This window comes from Amycolatopsis saalfeldensis (genome assembly GCF_900110575.1).
GTDB lineage: Bacteria > Actinomycetota > Actinomycetes > Mycobacteriales > Pseudonocardiaceae > Amycolatopsis > Amycolatopsis saalfeldensis.
This window is the reverse complement of the sequence record NZ_FOEF01000001.1, coordinates 648,984-664,004: the sequence shown is the minus strand read 5'-3', so window position 1 is coordinate 664,004 and position 15,021 is coordinate 648,984. Positions and strand designations below refer to the sequence as shown.

General features: G+C 70.5%; 12 protein-coding genes. 5 read left to right on the top strand and 7 right to left on the bottom strand.

The genetic code is table 11. From position 1 onward, the window contains the following. The first annotated feature begins 2 nt into the window (after positions 1–2). Positions 3–1,931, top strand: a complete 1,929-nt coding sequence (gene typA / locus BMY97_RS03020; RefSeq protein WP_091612892.1) for a translational GTPase TypA — start codon at positions 3–5, stop codon at positions 1,929–1,931. Positions 1,932–1,984: 53 nt separating this feature from the next. Here typA and BMY97_RS03015 read toward each other — a convergent pair whose 3' ends face one another. Together BMY97_RS03015 and BMY97_RS03010 are read right to left on the bottom strand one after the other, a co-directional pair. Beyond that, on the bottom strand, positions 1,985–3,358 hold the full coding sequence (locus BMY97_RS03015; RefSeq protein WP_091612034.1) for an MFS transporter: 1,374 nt from the start codon (positions 3,356–3,358) through the stop codon (positions 1,985–1,987). A 33-nt stretch (positions 3,359–3,391) separates the two neighbouring features. After that, positions 3,392–4,633, bottom strand: coding sequence for an MFS transporter (locus BMY97_RS03010; protein ID WP_091612031.1), 1,242 nt, complete (start codon positions 4,631–4,633; stop codon positions 3,392–3,394). A gap of 208 nt (positions 4,634–4,841) precedes the next feature. Between BMY97_RS03010 and BMY97_RS03005 the strand changes: the two genes are divergently transcribed. Then, a complete protein-coding gene (locus BMY97_RS03005) occupies positions 4,842–6,566 on the top strand; it encodes an ABC transporter family substrate-binding protein (protein WP_218156659.1) in 1,725 nt (574 codons plus the stop codon). Between the two features lie 67 nt (positions 6,567–6,633). On the opposite strand, the gene BMY97_RS03000 is transcribed toward BMY97_RS03005, so the two are convergent. The 5 genes from BMY97_RS03000 to BMY97_RS02980 all read right to left on the bottom strand — a co-directional run bounded on the left by BMY97_RS03000 (position 6,634) and on the right by BMY97_RS02980 (position 12,607). Then, complete coding sequence (locus BMY97_RS03000; RefSeq protein ID WP_091612024.1) at positions 6,634–7,665, bottom strand: ABC transporter ATP-binding protein; 1,032 nt, start codon at positions 7,663–7,665, stop codon at positions 6,634–6,636. Further along, complete coding sequence (locus BMY97_RS02995; protein WP_091612021.1) at positions 7,662–8,759, bottom strand: ABC transporter ATP-binding protein; 1,098 nt, start codon at positions 8,757–8,759, stop codon at positions 7,662–7,664. The genes BMY97_RS03000 and BMY97_RS02995 overlap by 4 nt, the downstream gene beginning before the upstream one ends. Next, a complete protein-coding gene (locus tag BMY97_RS02990; protein WP_177231141.1) occupies positions 8,756–9,712 on the bottom strand; it encodes an ABC transporter permease in 957 nt (318 codons plus the stop codon). The genes BMY97_RS02995 and BMY97_RS02990 overlap by 4 nt, the downstream gene beginning before the upstream one ends. Then, positions 9,705–10,685: an ABC transporter permease gene (locus BMY97_RS02985; RefSeq protein WP_091612018.1), complete on the bottom strand. Its 981-nt coding sequence runs from the start codon at positions 10,683–10,685 to the stop codon at positions 9,705–9,707. Before BMY97_RS02985 ends, BMY97_RS02990 begins: the two co-directional genes overlap by 8 nt. A gap of 176 nt (positions 10,686–10,861) precedes the next feature. Then, positions 10,862–12,607: an ABC transporter family substrate-binding protein gene (locus BMY97_RS02980; protein ID WP_091612015.1), complete on the bottom strand. Its 1,746-nt coding sequence runs from the start codon at positions 12,605–12,607 to the stop codon at positions 10,862–10,864. A 378-nt stretch (positions 12,608–12,985) separates the two neighbouring features. Between BMY97_RS02980 and mshB the strand changes: the two genes are divergently transcribed. Genes mshB through BMY97_RS02965 form a run of 3 tightly spaced genes read left to right on the top strand, consistent with a single transcriptional unit; the run spans position 12,986 to position 15,015 of the window. Continuing rightward, positions 12,986–13,822, top strand: coding sequence for an N-acetyl-1-D-myo-inositol-2-amino-2-deoxy-alpha-D-glucopyranoside deacetylase (gene mshB, locus BMY97_RS02975; protein ID WP_177231179.1), 837 nt, complete (start codon positions 12,986–12,988; stop codon positions 13,820–13,822). 1 nt (position 13,823) lies between these two features. After that, entirely contained in the window at positions 13,824–14,222 is a 399-nt protein-coding gene (locus tag BMY97_RS02970) for a hypothetical protein (RefSeq protein ID WP_091612012.1), read from the top strand. Further along, positions 14,215–15,015 carry a hypothetical protein gene (locus BMY97_RS02965; RefSeq protein WP_091612008.1) on the top strand — a complete coding sequence of 267 codons (801 nt, stop codon included), beginning with the start codon at positions 14,215–14,217 and terminating at the stop codon, positions 15,013–15,015. The genes BMY97_RS02970 and BMY97_RS02965 overlap by 8 nt, the downstream gene beginning before the upstream one ends. Positions 15,016–15,021: the final 6 nt, after the last annotated feature.

Here is a 15,021-nt window from a genome sequence, read left to right as displayed (position 1 = left end):
GCGTGCCCGCAGCCAGCGCCACCGCCGTCGAACCCGGCCGCGCGTCCGGCAAGACCCGGCCCGACCTGCGCAACGTCGCCATCGTCGCACACGTCGACCACGGCAAGACGACCCTGGTCGACGCCATGCTCCGGCAGTCCGGCGCCTTCGCCGAACGCGCCGAGATGGTCGACCGCGTGATGGACTCCGGTGAGCTCGAACGCGAAAAGGGCATCACCATCCTGGCCAAGAACACCTCGATCCACCGCCAGACGCCCGAGGGCCGGGTGACCATCAACGTCATCGACACCCCCGGCCACGCCGACTTCGGCGGCGAGGTCGAGCGCGGCCTGGCCATGGTCGACGGCGTCGTGCTGCTGGTCGACGCCAGCGAGGGCCCGCTCCCGCAGACCCGCTTCGTGCTGCGCAAGACCCTCGAGGCCGGCCTGCCGGTGATCCTGGTGGTCAACAAGACCGACCGGCCCGACGCCCGGATCTCCGAGGTCGTCGAGGAGACCCACGACCTGCTGCTCGAGCTGGCCAGCGACATCGAGGACGCCGACCACGACGCGATCCTCGACCTCCCGGTGGTCTACGCCTCGGCGCGGGCCGGCAAGGCCGGGCTGGAGCAGCCCGCCGACGGCGAGGTGCCCGACAGCGAGAACCTCGACCCGCTGTTCGACACCCTGCTGCGCCACGTGCCGCCGCCCGCGGCGGACCTCGACGCGCCGCTGCAGGCGCTGGTCACCAACCTCGACGCGTCCAACTTCCTCGGCCGCATCGCGCTGATCCGCATCCACGCCGGCAAGCTGCGCAAGGGCCAGACCGTGGCCTGGATGCGCGAGGACGGCACGGTGCAGAACGTCCGCATCTCCGAGCTGCTGGTCACCGAGGCGCTCACCCGCGTCCCGGCGACCGAGGCCAGTGCCGGCGAGCTCGTCGCCATCGCGGGCATCCCGGACATCACCATCGGCGACACCCTGGCCGACCAGGAGAGCCCGGTGGCGCTGCCCCGGATCACCGTCGACCAGCCCGCCATCTCGATGACCATCGGCGTCAACACCTCGCCGCTGGCCGGGCGCAACGGCGGCGACAAGGTCACCGCGCGGCTGGTCAAGGCCCGCCTCGACCAGGAGCTGATCGGCAACGTCTCGATCCGCGTGATCCCGACCGAGCGCCCCGACACCTGGGAGGTCCAGGGCCGTGGCGAGCTGGCGCTGGCGATCCTGGTCGAGCAGATGCGCCGCGAGGGCTTCGAGCTGACCGTCGGCAAGCCGCAGGTGGTCACCCGGGTCATCGACGGCAAGGTGCACGAGCCGTTCGAGCGCCTGTCCATCGACTCGCCGGAGGAGCACCTCGGCGCGATCACCCAGCTGCTGGCCGCGCGCAAGGGCCGCATGGAGCACATGGGCGGGCACGGCTCCGGCCGGCTCAAGCTCGACTACGTGCTGCCGGCCCGCGGCCTGATCGGCTTCCGCACCGACTTCCTCACCGAGACCCGCGGCACCGGCATCGCGAACCACGTGTTCGAGGGCTACTTCCCGTGGGCGGGCGAGATCCGCACCCGCCACAGCGGCTCGTTGGTCGCCGACCGCACCGGCCCGGTCACCGCGTACGCGATGATCCAGCTGGCCGACCGCGGCACCTTCTTCGTCGAGCCGGGCGCCGAGGTGTACGAGGGCATGGTCGTGGGCGAGAACCCGCGCTTCGAGGACCTCGACATCAACATCACCAAGGAGAAGAAGCTGACCAACATGCGTCAGTCCTCCGCCGACGTGATGGAGACGCTGGCCCGCCCGCGCAAGATGGGGCTGGAAGAGGCGCTGGAGTTCTGCTCGGTCGACGAGTGCGTCGAGGTCGCGCCGGAGGTCGTCCGCGTCCGCAAGGTCACGCTGGAGATCTCGACCCGCGCGAAGGAGCGTTCGCGCGCGAAGAGCCGCGACCAGGGCTGACGTTTCCGCTTGAGCGAGGGCGCCGCTTCCCGAACGGGAGGTGGCGCCCTTTCTCATGTCGCGGGGACCGTGCTGCCGCGCCGGTGCAGCAGGGCGACACCGGCCGTCGCCAGCGTCGCGAAGACGCCCAGTCCACAACAGACCCAGCGCAGCGCCGGCGTGTAGTCCGGGCCGGCCAGCGCGTCGTGGGTGAGGGCGGCCAGCACGGCGCCGACCACGGCGATGCCGATGGTCTCCGTGGCGAGGCGGGAGGCGTTGAACATCCCCGCGGCCACGCCCGCCTGGCCGGGCCGCACGCTGCCGATCGCGAGGCCGTCGAGCAGGCCGGTGGACAGGCCCATGCCCGCGCCGGTGAGGGCCAGCGGCGCGAGCAGCGTCCACGGGGTGCTGGACGGGCCGATGGTGATCAGCCCGAACGCGCCGGCCGCGGTCAGCGCGACCGAGCCGGCCACCATGACCACCGGGGGGAGCCGCCGGGCCAGCGCCGCGCCGGCCGTCGGCAGCAGGACCGCCGGGCCGGTGAGCATCAGCAGCCACGCGCCGGCCGCGCCCGGGCTCAGCCCGACGACGGAGATCAGGTACGAGGGCAGGTACACCAGCAGCGGCACCAGTACGAACACGATCGACCCGGCGGCCACCGAGAGTGCCAGGAACCGGCGGTTCGCGAGCACGGCCAGGTCGAACATCGGGTCCGCGCGGTGGCGTTCGACGGCCGGGAACACCGCCGCGAGCACCACCACCAGCCCGAACGACGCGAGGATCACCCAGCTGCCGAAGCCCAGCTCGGGCGCCTCCACCAGCGCGAAGATGAGCAACAGCAACGCCCCGGTGAAGACGGCCGCGCCGGGCACGTCGAGGCGCCGCCCCGGCGCGGGCGTGCTGCGGGGCAGCAGCGGCACACACATGAGCACCACGGCGGACACGACCGCGGGCAGGCCGAACACCGCACGCCAGCCCAGCGCGTCCACCAGCAGGCCGCCGACCGTCGGGCCGAACGCCAGCCCGGCGCCGAGCGTCGTGCCCAGCAGGCCGAACGCGCGGGCCCGCGACGCCCCCGGGAAGGTCTCGGCCAGCACCGCCCCGCCGCCGGCCACCGCGGCCGCGGCGCCGATCCCGCCCACCGCGCGCACGACGTCCAGCGCGACGATCCCGCCGGCCAGCGCGCTGACGGCGTTGGCCGCGCAGAACAGCGCCACCCCGGCCGCGAACACCCGCCGCCGGCCCAGGATGTCGGCGAGCGATCCGGTGACCACGAGGAACCCGGCGAACGCGGCGTTGTAGCCGTTCACCACCCACTGCGTCGCGGAAATCCCGGCGCCGAGCTGCGCGCGGATGTCCGGCAGCGCGATCGAGGCCCCGGTGATCGTGAGCGGGAAGGTCACCGTCGAAAGCAGGACGACGGCCAGCACCAGGACACGCTTGTTCACGGTCCCGACGCTAACGGCCGGAACCGTTGCGCCCTATCCGTTTTCCTGCACTTCGGGACGCCGGAAAGCCCGCGCGAAGACCAGCAGCGCGGCGGCCACGGCGACTCCGGCCGAGCCCGTCCAGAGCGCGGTGTACAGCCCGGCGGCCTCCGCGACGATCCCGGCCACCAGCGTGCCCGCGGGCAGGAAGCCGTAGACCAGGAAACGCGTGCTCGCGCTGACCCGGCCGCGCATTTCGGCGGGTGTCTCCACCTGCTGGTAGCTGACCAGCAGGATGTTGATCACCGTCACCGCGTACGCGCTCATGAAGCCGCCGACGGGGTAGCAGAACAGGCGCCAGCCAGGCGCGGTGAGCGGCGTCAGGAGGTAGCCGAGCGCGAGCCACGGGGCGGTGAAGCGGGCCGTGCGCAAGGCGCCCCACCGTTCGCCGAGGCGGCGGGCGACGGCGGCGCCCGCCAAGGAACCCGTCAGGCCCGCGGTGCTGACCAAGCCGATCGCGCCCGGCGTGAGATGGATCTCGTGCAGCAGGAACAGTGGTGCCAGCGCGAGCTGGAACGCCTGGAATGCCGCCACCAGCGTCGTCGAGGCCGTGATGACGCGCAGGACCGGGTGCTCGGCCACGAACCGCAGGCCCTCGCCGATCCGGCGGCGCAGGGGGAGGCCGGGCGGCGCCGGCGGGGGCTGTTCCGGCGCGCGGATCCGGCCCAGCCAGGCCGCGGACCACAGGAAGCTCAGCGCGTTCACCGCGAGCACCGCCGGACCGCCGAGGTACTGCAGCAGGAAGCCCGACGCCGACGGCCCGGCCACCGAGGCGACCGAGATGTTCGCCTCGAGGCGGGCGTTTCCCGCCACCAGCTGGTGCTCCTCGACGAGCCGCGGCAGGTAGGTCCGGTGGGCGACCTGGAACACCACCGTCAGGATCCCGGCCACGCCGACGACCGCGTACAGCTGCGTCATCGTCAGCGTCCCGAAGGCGGCCGCCACCGGTACGGACGCGAACGCGGCGGCCCGTCCGAGGTCGGCGCCGATCAGCAGCGGGCGGGTGCGCAGCCGGTCGCACCAGGCGCCCAGCTGCAGGCCGAGGGCCAGGTAGGCGACGGTCTGCAGCCCCCGCAGCAGGGACACCTCGAACGCCGACGCGCCCAGCTCCGTCGCCGCCAGCAGGGGGACGGCCAGCGCCGTGATGCGGTCGCCGAACTGGCTGGCCAGGTCCGCCGTCCCCCTGCTGTCGGCGAGTCCCCATGTCCGCGCAGCACTCCCGTTCCGGCCATCCATTGACCGTGCCAGCACCGCTCGGCGCGCGCGGCCGTGTTCGCGCCGAGCTGAGGGAACCCCGGACCCCGCTCGCCCGTCCACCAGATGGCGGTATCCACTCCGGTGTCACGAGGTCGTGCCGGATGTGGGAATCTCGGTGCCGGGTGATGGCCCGGCATGGCAGCATATCGGCTCGGGCAGCAGAAGGCGGAGGGACGAGAGCGTGCGGATGGGACGCAGGGCGGCGCCGGTGCTGGCGCTCGCGGGCGTGCTGCTCGCCGCGTGTTCGAACACCCCGCCGCCGCCGGTGGTGTCCTCGCCCGCCGCGTCGAGCACGCCCGCGCTGCCCACGCCGTCGCAGATCGTGGTCGGGGTCGACGACGTGGTCGGCGGCTACAACCCGCACAACCTGGCGGACGCCTCCACGGTCACGTCCGCGCTCTCGCAGCTGCTGCTGCCCTCGGTGTTCCGCACCGCCGACGACGGCACCCGCACGCTGGACAAGACGCTGATGACCTCGGCCGAGGTCGTCTCCCAGATGCCGTTCACGGTGAAGTACGAGATCCGGCCCGACGCCTCCTGGTCCGACGGCGCGCCGATCGCCACCGAGGACTTCATCTACCTGTACAACGCCATGAAGTCCGAGCCCGGCGTGATCGAGCCCGCGGGCTACCGGCTGATCTCCAACATCGACCAGCGCGACGGCGGCAAGGGCGTCGAGGTGACCTTCACCAAGCCGTACCCGGCCTGGCAGACGCTGTTCGACAACCTGCTGCCCCAGCACCTGCTCAAGGACGCGCCGGGCGGCTGGCCGACCGCGCTCGCGTCCAGCTTCCCGGCCGTGGCGGGGCCGTTCGCGATCAAGAGCATCGACACCGCGCGCGGCGAGGTGATCCTGCAGCGCAACGACCGCTACTGGGAGAAGCCCGCGGCCGTCGACACGCTCGTGCTGCGCCGCTCCGACCCGTCGGGCATCGCGACGGCACTGCGCAGCGGCAACGACCAGTTTTCCATCACCCGCACCGATTCCGCCGGGCTTCAGCTGCTCAACGACCTCGGGCCGGCGGTGCAGCTGCACACGCTGGCGCGGCCGGTCGAGGCGAGCGTGCTGCTGCGGCCGGTGAGCGCGACGCTGTCCAGCCCCGAGCTGCGGGCCGGGGTGGCGGCGCTGATCGACCGCTCGAAGCTGATCGCCGCCGGCGCCAAGGGCGGCCCGGCGGCGGCGATGAAGGCCGACGCGCAGGTGATGCCGCCGGCGGACAAGGGTTACGCCGCGACCATCCCGGCCGGCCCGCCCGCCGCGCCGGACGCGGCGAAGGCCGAGCAGCACTTCAAGGCCGCGGGCTACACCAAGGACGCCGGGGTCTGGCGCAAGGGCGCCAAAACGCTGTCGCTGGTCATCGCGTCGCCGGGGCCGGCCGAGCCGTACGCCTCGATCGTCAAGGAGCTGTCGGCCGAGCTGATCGCGGGCGGGGTCCAGGTCACCGCCGTCACGCCGGCGCCGCGCGACCTGTTCTCCTCGCTGCTGGCGATGCCCGTGGTGAACGGCCAGCAGCAGGCGGGCCCGGACGCGAACGGCAACGTCGGCGTCGACATCGCCGTGGTCCCGCAGTCCGTGGGCGGCGACCCGGCATCGGTGCTCGCGTCGAACTTCGGCTGCGCCCCGGAGCAGGCCACCGCGGACAAGACCAAGCCCGTGGTCCCCGCGAACGCCGCCGGCCTGTGCGACGAAAGCCTCCAGGCCACGATCGACTCCGCGCTCACCGGATCCACCACCGTCGCCGAGGCGCTGAAGACGCTGGAGCCCGCCCTGTGGGCCGCGAACGTGGCGATCCCGCTCTTCCAGGAGGCCGACACCCTCGCCGTCGGCAAGGGCGTCTCGGGCCTCACCCCGGGCCCGCCGATGGGCAGCCCGTTCGGCTCCGCGGTCAACTGGACCCGCGGCAGCAACTAGCGCCCAAAAGACTCGTGAGTGTGCAGGCCGGTTAGAACCCGGCCTGCACACTCACGAGTCGCTCAGGTCAGATCAGCTGCAGGCTTTCGGCGAAGTGGCACGCCGTCGGGTGACCCTGGCCGCGGTCGACGAGGGCGGGCTCCTCCGTCGAGCACTTCTTGCGGCCCGCGTCGTCGATTTCGTTGGCGTACTTGGGACAACGGGTGCGGAACCGGCAGCCGGACGGCGGGTTCGCCGGGCTCGGCACGTCACCGGTGATCACGATGCGCTGACGGGTCCGCTCCTTGCGCGGGTCCGGCACCGGGATCGCCGAGATCAGGGCCTGCGTGTACGGGTGCGTCGGGTTCAGGAACAGGTCCTCGGCCGCCGCGGTCTCCACGATCTTGCCGAGGTACATCACCGCGATGCGGTCCGCCACGTGCCGGACCACCGAGAGGTCGTGCGACACGAACAGGTAGGACAGCCCGAACTCCGCCTGCAGGTCCTTGAGCAGGTTCAGCACACCGGCCTGAATGGACACGTCCAATGCGGACACCGGCTCGTCCAGCACCAGAACCTTGGGCTTCAGCGCGAGCGCGCGGGCGATGCCGATGCGCTGGCGCTGGCCGCCGGAGAACTCGTGCGGGTAGCGGTTTCCGTGCTCCGGGCGCAGGCCCACGGTCTTCATCAGGTCACGGACCTGCTGGCGGCCGCCGTCGTTGTACATCCCGTGGATCCGCAGCGGCTCGGCGATGATCTCGTTCACCGGCAGCCGCGGGTCCACCGACGCGTACGGGTCCTGGAACACGATCTGCATGCTGCGCCGCAGCCGCTGCAGCTCGCGGTTGTGCATCTTGCCGAGGCTGCGGCCCTCGTAGGTCACCTCGCCCGAGGTGAGCGGCTGCAGGGCCAGCGCTACGCGCGCGGTGGTCGACTTGCCGCAGCCGGACTCGCCGACCAGCGCCAGCGTCTCGTGGTCGTAGATGTCGAACGACACGTCCGACACCGCCTGCACCGCACCCGAGGCGCGGCGCAGGATGCCCCCGCCGCGGATGGGGAAGTGCTTGACCAGGTTCTTCGCGGACAGGACGGGCGTCCGGGCCGCCGTTGCCTCGCTCATGAGTTCGTCTCCGTGTCGCTCGCGGTGGCCTCGACGGCGACCGGGACGGCCGCCGTGTCGGCCGAGGTGGCGCTGAACAGCTCGGCCGGGTCCCGGCCGACCACCTGGTCGGTGAAGTGGCAGGCCGCGTGCTGCGCGCCGGGGCCGGCGACCAGCGGCGGCTCCTCCTCGTCGCAGATCGGCTGCGACAGCGGGCAGCGCGGGCTGAACGGGCAGCCCGGCGGCATGTTCGTGGTCGCGGGCGGCGCGCCGGTGATCGGGGTCAGCCGCTCGGTCTTCACGTCGAGGCGGGGCAGGCTGCCCAGCAGGCCCAGGGTGTAGGGCATCCGCGGCGTGTAGAAGATCTCGTCCACGGTGCCGGACTCCACGACCTTGCCCGCGTACATCACGTGGACCCGGTCGGCCGCGCCCGCGATCACCCCGAGGTCGTGGGTGATCAGCACCATCGCGGCGCCCGTCTCCTGCTGCGCCGCCCTCAGCGCTTCGAGGATCTGCGCCTGCACGGTGACGTCCAGGGCGGTGGTCGGCTCGTCCGCGATGATCACGTCCGGGTTGTTCGCCATCGCGATCGCGATCACCACGCGCTGGCGCATACCGCCCGAAAGCTGGTGCGGGTACTCGTTCGCGCGCTGCGCCGGGTTCGGGATGCGCACCAGCTCGAGCAGTTCGACGGCCTGCTTGCGTGCCACGTCCTTGCGGATGTCGTTGTGCGCGGTGATCGCCTCGGCGATCTGGTCGCCCACGGTGTACACCGGGTTGAGCGAGGTCATCGGGTCCTGGAAGACCATCGAGATGCCCTTGCCGCGGACCTTGTTCAGCTCCTTCTCGCTCGACTTCAGCAGCTCGACGCCGCCGAACCGGATGGAGCCGGTGACCTGGGCGGTGCGGGGCAGCAGCCCCATCACGGCCAGCGAGGTGACCGACTTGCCGGAGCCGGACTCGCCGACGATGCCCAGCACCTCGCCGCGGCGCAGCTGGTAGTTCACCCCTCGGACGGCCTTGACCAGGCCTTCGCCGGTCGGGAACTGGACCGTCAGGTCCTCCACCACGAGGACGGGATCGCCGCTCCCCGCTTGGGAGTCGTACTCGCTCATGCGCGCACCTTCGTCTGCTGGGGGTCGAACGCGTCCCGCAGGCCGTCCCCGATGAAGTTGATCGTCAGCGCGATCAGGATGATGAACAGGCCCGGGAAGTAGAACAGCCACGGCCGGGTGTCGACCGCCGTCTGCGCGGTGCTGACCAGCAGGCCGAGCGAGGTGTCGGGCACCTGGACACCGAAGCCCAGGAACGACAGCGCGGTCTCCAGGAGGATCGCGATCGACACCAGGATCGTCAGGTTCACGATGATGGAGCCGAGCGCGTTGGGCACCAGGTGCCGGAAGATGATCCGCGCGTCGCTGGCGCCGAGCGCCTTGGACGCCTCGACGAATTCCTTCTCCCGCAACGAAAGCACCACACCGCGGGCGACACGCGAGACGTACGCCCAATACAGCCCGGCGATGACCACGGCGATCAGCAGCCAGGAGCCGCCCGACTGGTGGGCCAGCACCGCGGCGACGGCGAGCAGGGGCAGGGTGAGCACCAGGTCGGAGATGCGCATCAGGACCGTGTCGAGCCAGCCGCGGTAATAGCCGGCGACCGCGCCCCACACGGTGCCGACGACCGTCGCGAAGACGGCGACCAGCACCGAGATCTGCAGCGAGATCTGCGTCCCGCGCATCACCTGGGCCAGCGTGTCGTGGCCGACCGCGTCGGTGCCGAACGGGTGTGCGCCCGACGGCGCCGCCGAGTTGTCCTCCGTGATATCGCCGGGGCCGTACTTCCAGATCAGCGCGCCGACGTAGGCGAACAGGATGATCAGCACGAACACGACGAGGCTGATCATCGCCAGCCGGTGCTGCCGGAATCGCCGGAAGACCAGCTGGACCTGGCTGCGCTCCTCGACGGTGAATTCGCGTTCGGGCGCACCGGCCGGGGTCTGCGGGTCGTCCGGGGAGAAGCGGGAGCCGCCGATTGTGGTGGGGGGTCCCGTGAAGTTGTCAGGCATACCGGATCCTCGGGTCGAGCAGGCCGTAGAGCAGGTCGGCGATGAGGTTGAGCAGGATGATGAACGTCGCCGCGATGAGCAGCCAGGCTTCGACCGCGTACACGTCGCTTCCCTTGATCGCGTCGAGCAGGAACGTTCCCGCGCCCTGCCACTGGAACACGGTCTCGGTCACGACGGCGCCGCCGAGGATCGAGCCGATGTCCAGCGCGGTCACCGTGGTGAGCGGGATCAGCGCGTTGCGCAGCGCGTGCTTGCGGGTCACCGTCCAGCGGGGCAGGCCCTTCGCCCGGGCGAGCCGGACGTAGTCGCTGTTGAGCACCTCGAGCATCGAGGCGCGCTGGAACCGGCTCCAGGCGGCGTAACTGGTCAGGGCCAGCGAAATCGTCGGCAGCACCAGGTGGCCGAGGATGTCCGTGAAATGGGCCCAGGCCCCGCCGGTGACGATGATCGACGAGGAGCCGATGGTGTAGAAGATCTGGTCGCCGACGCCCGTGTTGATCGAGATGCCGATCTGCTTGAGCACGATCGCGAACCAGAACGAAGGCATCGAAAGGAACAGGAAGCCGAAGAAGGTCGCCGTGTAGTCGAACTTCGAGTACTGGCGGGCGGCGCTGATCACGCCGATGATCACCGCGAGGATCAGCGCGACCACCATGGCCAGCACGATCAGCCGCAGGGTCACGCCGAACCGGCTGATCACCTCGTGGCCGATGTTCATGTTCGACTGCACCGACGGGCCGAAGTCACCGCTCAGCACACCGGTGATCCAGTGCCAGTAGCGCTCCAGGATCGGCTGGTCGAGGTGCAGCCGGATGCGCTCGAGTTCGATCGTGCGCGGCGGCGGGGGCGGGCTTCTCTGGATCAGCGGGCTCAGGGGGTTCGCCGACAGAGAAACCATTACGAATACGACAAATGTCGAAACGATCAGAATCGGCACCGAGACGAAGAGCCGGCGCAATGCGAAGGCAAGCATGGAGGTCTTCCTGCTCTGGACGGTGTTCTGCCGGCGGCCGCCGCTTGTGGTGGCAGGGCCGGGGCGGTGGCGGAGGCATCGGGCGTAGGTGTTCGGGAACGGTAGGAAACGGGCAAACGGTGAGGGGCCGGCGTGCGCCGGCCCCTCACCGGTAAACGGAATCTACCGGGTGGTGATCACTTGCGGATGCCCCACTCCGCCATGTTGTAGACGGGGCCGTCCAGAGTGGAGTTGTTCCGCAGGTTCGCGATCTTGTCCGAGGCCGCCAGGAAGGTCGGCTTCTGGTAGAGCGGCAGCACGTACGCGTCGTTCGCCATCAGCTGGTCGGCCTGGTTCAGCAGGTCCGAGGCCTTGGTCTGGTCGGTCTCGGCGTTGGCCTGGCCGATCAGGCTGTCGACCTGCGGGTTGCTGTACTTGCCGTAGTTGTTGCCCTGGTCGGTGGTCCAGTTCTGCACCGCGCCGCCGAACACGAACGGCGAGGAGACCCACGCGAAGACGATGATGTCGTAGTCACCGGTCGTCGTGGTGGTGCCGAGGTCGTCGGTCGAGGAGACGTTGACCTTGACGCCGAGCTGGGCCGCCGCCTGCGCGAACAGCTCGCACTCGTTCTGGCGGATCTGGTTGCCGACGGTGTAGCGGATCCGCAGCGGCGCGATAGCGGCGCCGGACGGGTCCATCAGCTGCGTGCCGTTGATCTTGTAACCGGCGTCGGTCAGGATCTTCTTGGCCTTCTCGATGTCACCCGTGCCCTGGCCGGTCGAGGAGATGACGTCCTTGTACCCGGCCTGCTGCGGCATGAAGTTGTGGTTGTTCAGCGGCTGGACCTTGTCGGTGAACTGGCCGACGGTCTTGGCGATCATGTCCTTGCGGTTGACCGCGGTGAACAGGGCCTGCCGCAGCGCCTTGTCGCCCAGCGCCTTGCTCTTCAGGTTGAGGTCGAAGTGCTCCCACTGCAGGCCGAGGCCGATGTAGGAGGAGATGTTCGGCATGTTCTTGACCTGGTTGACCAGGTCGACCTGCGGCTGCGGGTAGATGGCCTGGACCTCGTTGTTCTGCAGCGCGGTCGGCTCCTGCGTCGCGTCGGTGATGACGCGGAAGATCACGCTGGCCAGCTTCGGCTTCGTGCCCCAGAACTTGTCGTTCGGGACCATCGTGACCGACTGGTTGTTCACGAACTTCGAGATCTTCCACGGGCCGCCCGACCAGGTCGGGACGGTGGTGCCGAACCACTTGAACGACGCGGCGAGGCCGGCCGGGGTGGTGGTGTCACCGTGCTGGGCGGCCAGGTGCGCCGGGTACATCGCGCCCGAGGAGCTCCACAGCTGGCGCCAGTCGGTGAACGGCTTGGAGAAGGTCGCGGTGACCGTCTTGCCGCCGTCGGAGCCGACGACCGAGGAGACCTGGTCGTAGCCCGAGGTGCTGGCCGCGGCGCAGTCCTTGCAGTCCTTGCCGTTCTGGGTCTTCCAGTTGTAGATGAAGTCGTCGGCGGAGAACGGCGTGCCGTCCGACCAGACCGCCTTCGGGTTGATCTTGTAGGTGATCACCTGCGGGTTGGTGCTGGTGACGTCCGCGGACTCGACGAAGTCCTTGTTCAGCACCGGCTTGAGGTCCGGCGTCGCGTAGAAGGTGTAAGGCAGGATGCCCTTGGTGACCTCGCCGGTCTCGAAGACGTTGCCCTCGGCCGAGACGACGTTCCAGTTCGGGACGTTCTTCTCGAGGACGTACGTGACGTCGCCGCCGTCCTGCAGCTGGTCGGCCTGCGCCGAGTTGCAGGTGTTCGGGTTCGCGTCGCAGTCGGCGAATGCCTGCCCGGTCTGCACTGCGCTGTTACCACCGCCGCCGCCACAGGCGGAGAGCAGAAGGGCCGCGCCCGCGACGAACGCACCTAGCTTCACGGCGCGCGACCTTGTCGTCACTAACATTGATTCTCCTTGCTCGACGCCGTCGCGGGTTTGCGAGGCGACCTCTTCCTGACCGCAAGCTTCGATGTAATCGAGTTTGCTCACCGTAGTCGTGCAACCTAGGCAGTGGACAGCAGTCAAAACTATCGATCCGGACACTCTCAGTGAGATTGTGATGGAACAGCAATCTCGTCTTGCCTAGCTCTACCACGGTTTCTGCCGTTGATCGACTACTGCGTGTAGTTGATCGTGTGTCTAAACGGATGAACGTAGTGACCCGTCCACTGCTCGGGTGAGTCATTCGCCCGGGGGACAATAACGGACGCCTTCCCTTTTGTGGACCCTGCGAAAGGAGTAGTCACACAGCCGTGACGGAACCAGAAGTGACAAGGAATTAACCTGATCGGTGTGAGCCGAAAGTTGCTGCTGGTCCATGCCCACCCCGATGACGAGAGCATCACCACCGGGGGCGCGATGGCGCGCTACGCCGCGGAGGGCGCCGAGGTCTTCCTGGTCACCTGCACCCTCGGCGAGGAGGGTGAGATCGTCCCGCCGCGGCTGGCCGGGCTGGCGGCCGGCGCCGCCGACCAGCTCGGCGGGTACCGGTCGGGTGAGCTGGCCGCCGCGTGCGCCGCGCTCGGCGTGGCCCGGCACGAGTACCTCGGCGGCATCGGCCGCTGGCGCGACTCCGGCATGGCGGGCACGCCCGCCGCCGGCCACCCGCGCGCGTTCGCCGGCGGGCTCATCGACGAGCAGGCCGCGCAGCTGCGCGCGCTCATCGACGAGCTGCGGCCGCAGGTCGTGGTCACCTACGACGACTTCGGCGGGTACGGCCACCCCGACCACATCCGGGCCCACGACGTCACGATGGCGGCGGCGCCCGGTGCGGAGCCGGTCGAGCGCGTCTTCCATGTGGTCCCTTCGCGCGAGGCGGTCGACGCGGGGCTGGCGGAGCTGCGTGCGCACGGCTCGTCACCCTTCCGGGTACCGGCGGGGGATGAGCTTCCCGGCACGCCGGATGAGAAGGTCAGCACCGTGCTCGACATCTCGGCCCACCTCCCGGCGAAGCTGGCGGCCCTGCGCGCCCACGAGACGCAGCTGACGGTCGTCGACGGCGATGTGGTCCACTTCGCGCTGACCAACGACATCGCCCAGCCGATCCCGGGCGCCGAGTACTTCGTGCTCGCGCACGGGGACGCCGCGGGTGCCGCGACCGACCTGTTCGGCGGCCTGTGACATGACGACTCCGCTACCGGCGGGCCCGCGCCTGATGCTGGTCCTGCTCTGCCTCGACGCGCTGGTGCTGGGCGTGCTCGAGCTGTTCTTCCTCCCGCTGCGGGTCGGCCCGCTCGACGTGGTGCCGCTGCCGCTGACCGTGCTCGTCGGCGCGGTCACGACGCCGTGGCTGGTGCTGACCGCCGGCAAGCTCGTGCGGCCGGGCCTGTCCTGGGTGCCGCTGCTGGTCTGGGTGGTCACGGTGCTGGGCGTCGGGCTGTTCGGCCCCGGCGGCGACCTGGTGCTGGTGCAGGACTGGCGCGCGCTGCTGCTGCTCGGCGCCAGCGCGCTGCCGGCGGCGCTGGTGCTCGGCGGCGGGCTCGGCCGCGCCGCCGCAGGCAAGGCCATGACCCGTGGCTGAGTCGATCTCCGACAGCCAGGTCGTCGCCGTGCTGCGCCCGTTCGTCCGGGCTTCGGCGCCGATGCTCGACGCGCTGCGCGAATCCGACCCGTTCGGCCTCCAGGCGCGTGCCCGCGGCGCCGCGCACAACGAGGAGTTCGGCGACGAAGGCTTCAAGAAAAAGGTGCTCGACACGCTGACGGCGGTGAAGGTGCCCGGCACCGCGGCGTGGGCGGGGATGGACATCGACCAGCGCGCCGGCTGGTGGGTCAACCGCGTCGGCCGGTTCACCGCGCTGCTCACCTCGATCCCGGGCCTCGGCGGCGCGCTCGCGGACCGGCTCCCGGTGCAGGACACGCTCGGCGCCGCGTCGCAGGGGCTGCTGCTGTGCGCGATCGCGGGCGAGTACGGCGTGACCGACGTCGGCAGCCGCGTCCGCCTGATCGCCGCGGCGCTCTTCGAGCGCGACATCGACCCGGCGCTGGCCGACGGCAAGCACGCCGCGCACGACGAGTCCGCAGAGGACAGTGAGGCGGCCAAGCTCACCGAGGAGCTGACGGACTCCAAACGTGCACACGGACGGGTGACAGTGAAGGCCGTCGCCGGCACGCTCTGGCGGCTCGGGCGCTCGCTCTGGGGCATCACCGGGGAACTGGAGAAACGGCCGCGGGGCCGCCTCTACCACCGTGCGCTCGGGCTCTTGCCGGTCGTCGGCGCCGCGGGCGACTACTTCGGTGAGCGCCACGGCCTCAAGAAGGTGTGGAAGCGCGCACACGTGTGGCTCATGGCCAACTCGCGCTGGGCGGACTCGTAAGTCCCG

Coding starts and splice junctions, on each gene's coding strand:
- BMY97_RS02995 (WP_091612021.1), bottom strand. CDS start 8,759: ATGAGCGAGTACGACTCCCAAGCGGGGAGCGGCGATCCCGTCCTCGTG.
- BMY97_RS03010 (WP_091612031.1), bottom strand. CDS start 4,633: ATGGATGGCCGGAACGGGAGTGCTGCGCGGACATGGGGACTCGCCGAC.
- BMY97_RS02970 (WP_091612012.1), top strand. CDS start 13,824: ATGACGACTCCGCTACCGGCGGGCCCGCGCCTGATGCTGGTCCTGCTC.
- BMY97_RS02980 (WP_091612015.1), bottom strand. CDS start 12,607: ATGTTAGTGACGACAAGGTCGCGCGCCGTGAAGCTAGGTGCGTTCGTC.
- BMY97_RS03005 (WP_218156659.1), top strand. CDS start 4,842: ATGGGACGCAGGGCGGCGCCGGTGCTGGCGCTCGCGGGCGTGCTGCTC.
- BMY97_RS03000 (WP_091612024.1), bottom strand. CDS start 7,665: ATGAGCGAGGCAACGGCGGCCCGGACGCCCGTCCTGTCCGCGAAGAAC.
- BMY97_RS02990 (WP_177231141.1), bottom strand. CDS start 9,712: ATGCCTGACAACTTCACGGGACCCCCCACCACAATCGGCGGCTCCCGC.
- BMY97_RS02985 (WP_091612018.1), bottom strand. CDS start 10,685: ATGCTTGCCTTCGCATTGCGCCGGCTCTTCGTCTCGGTGCCGATTCTG.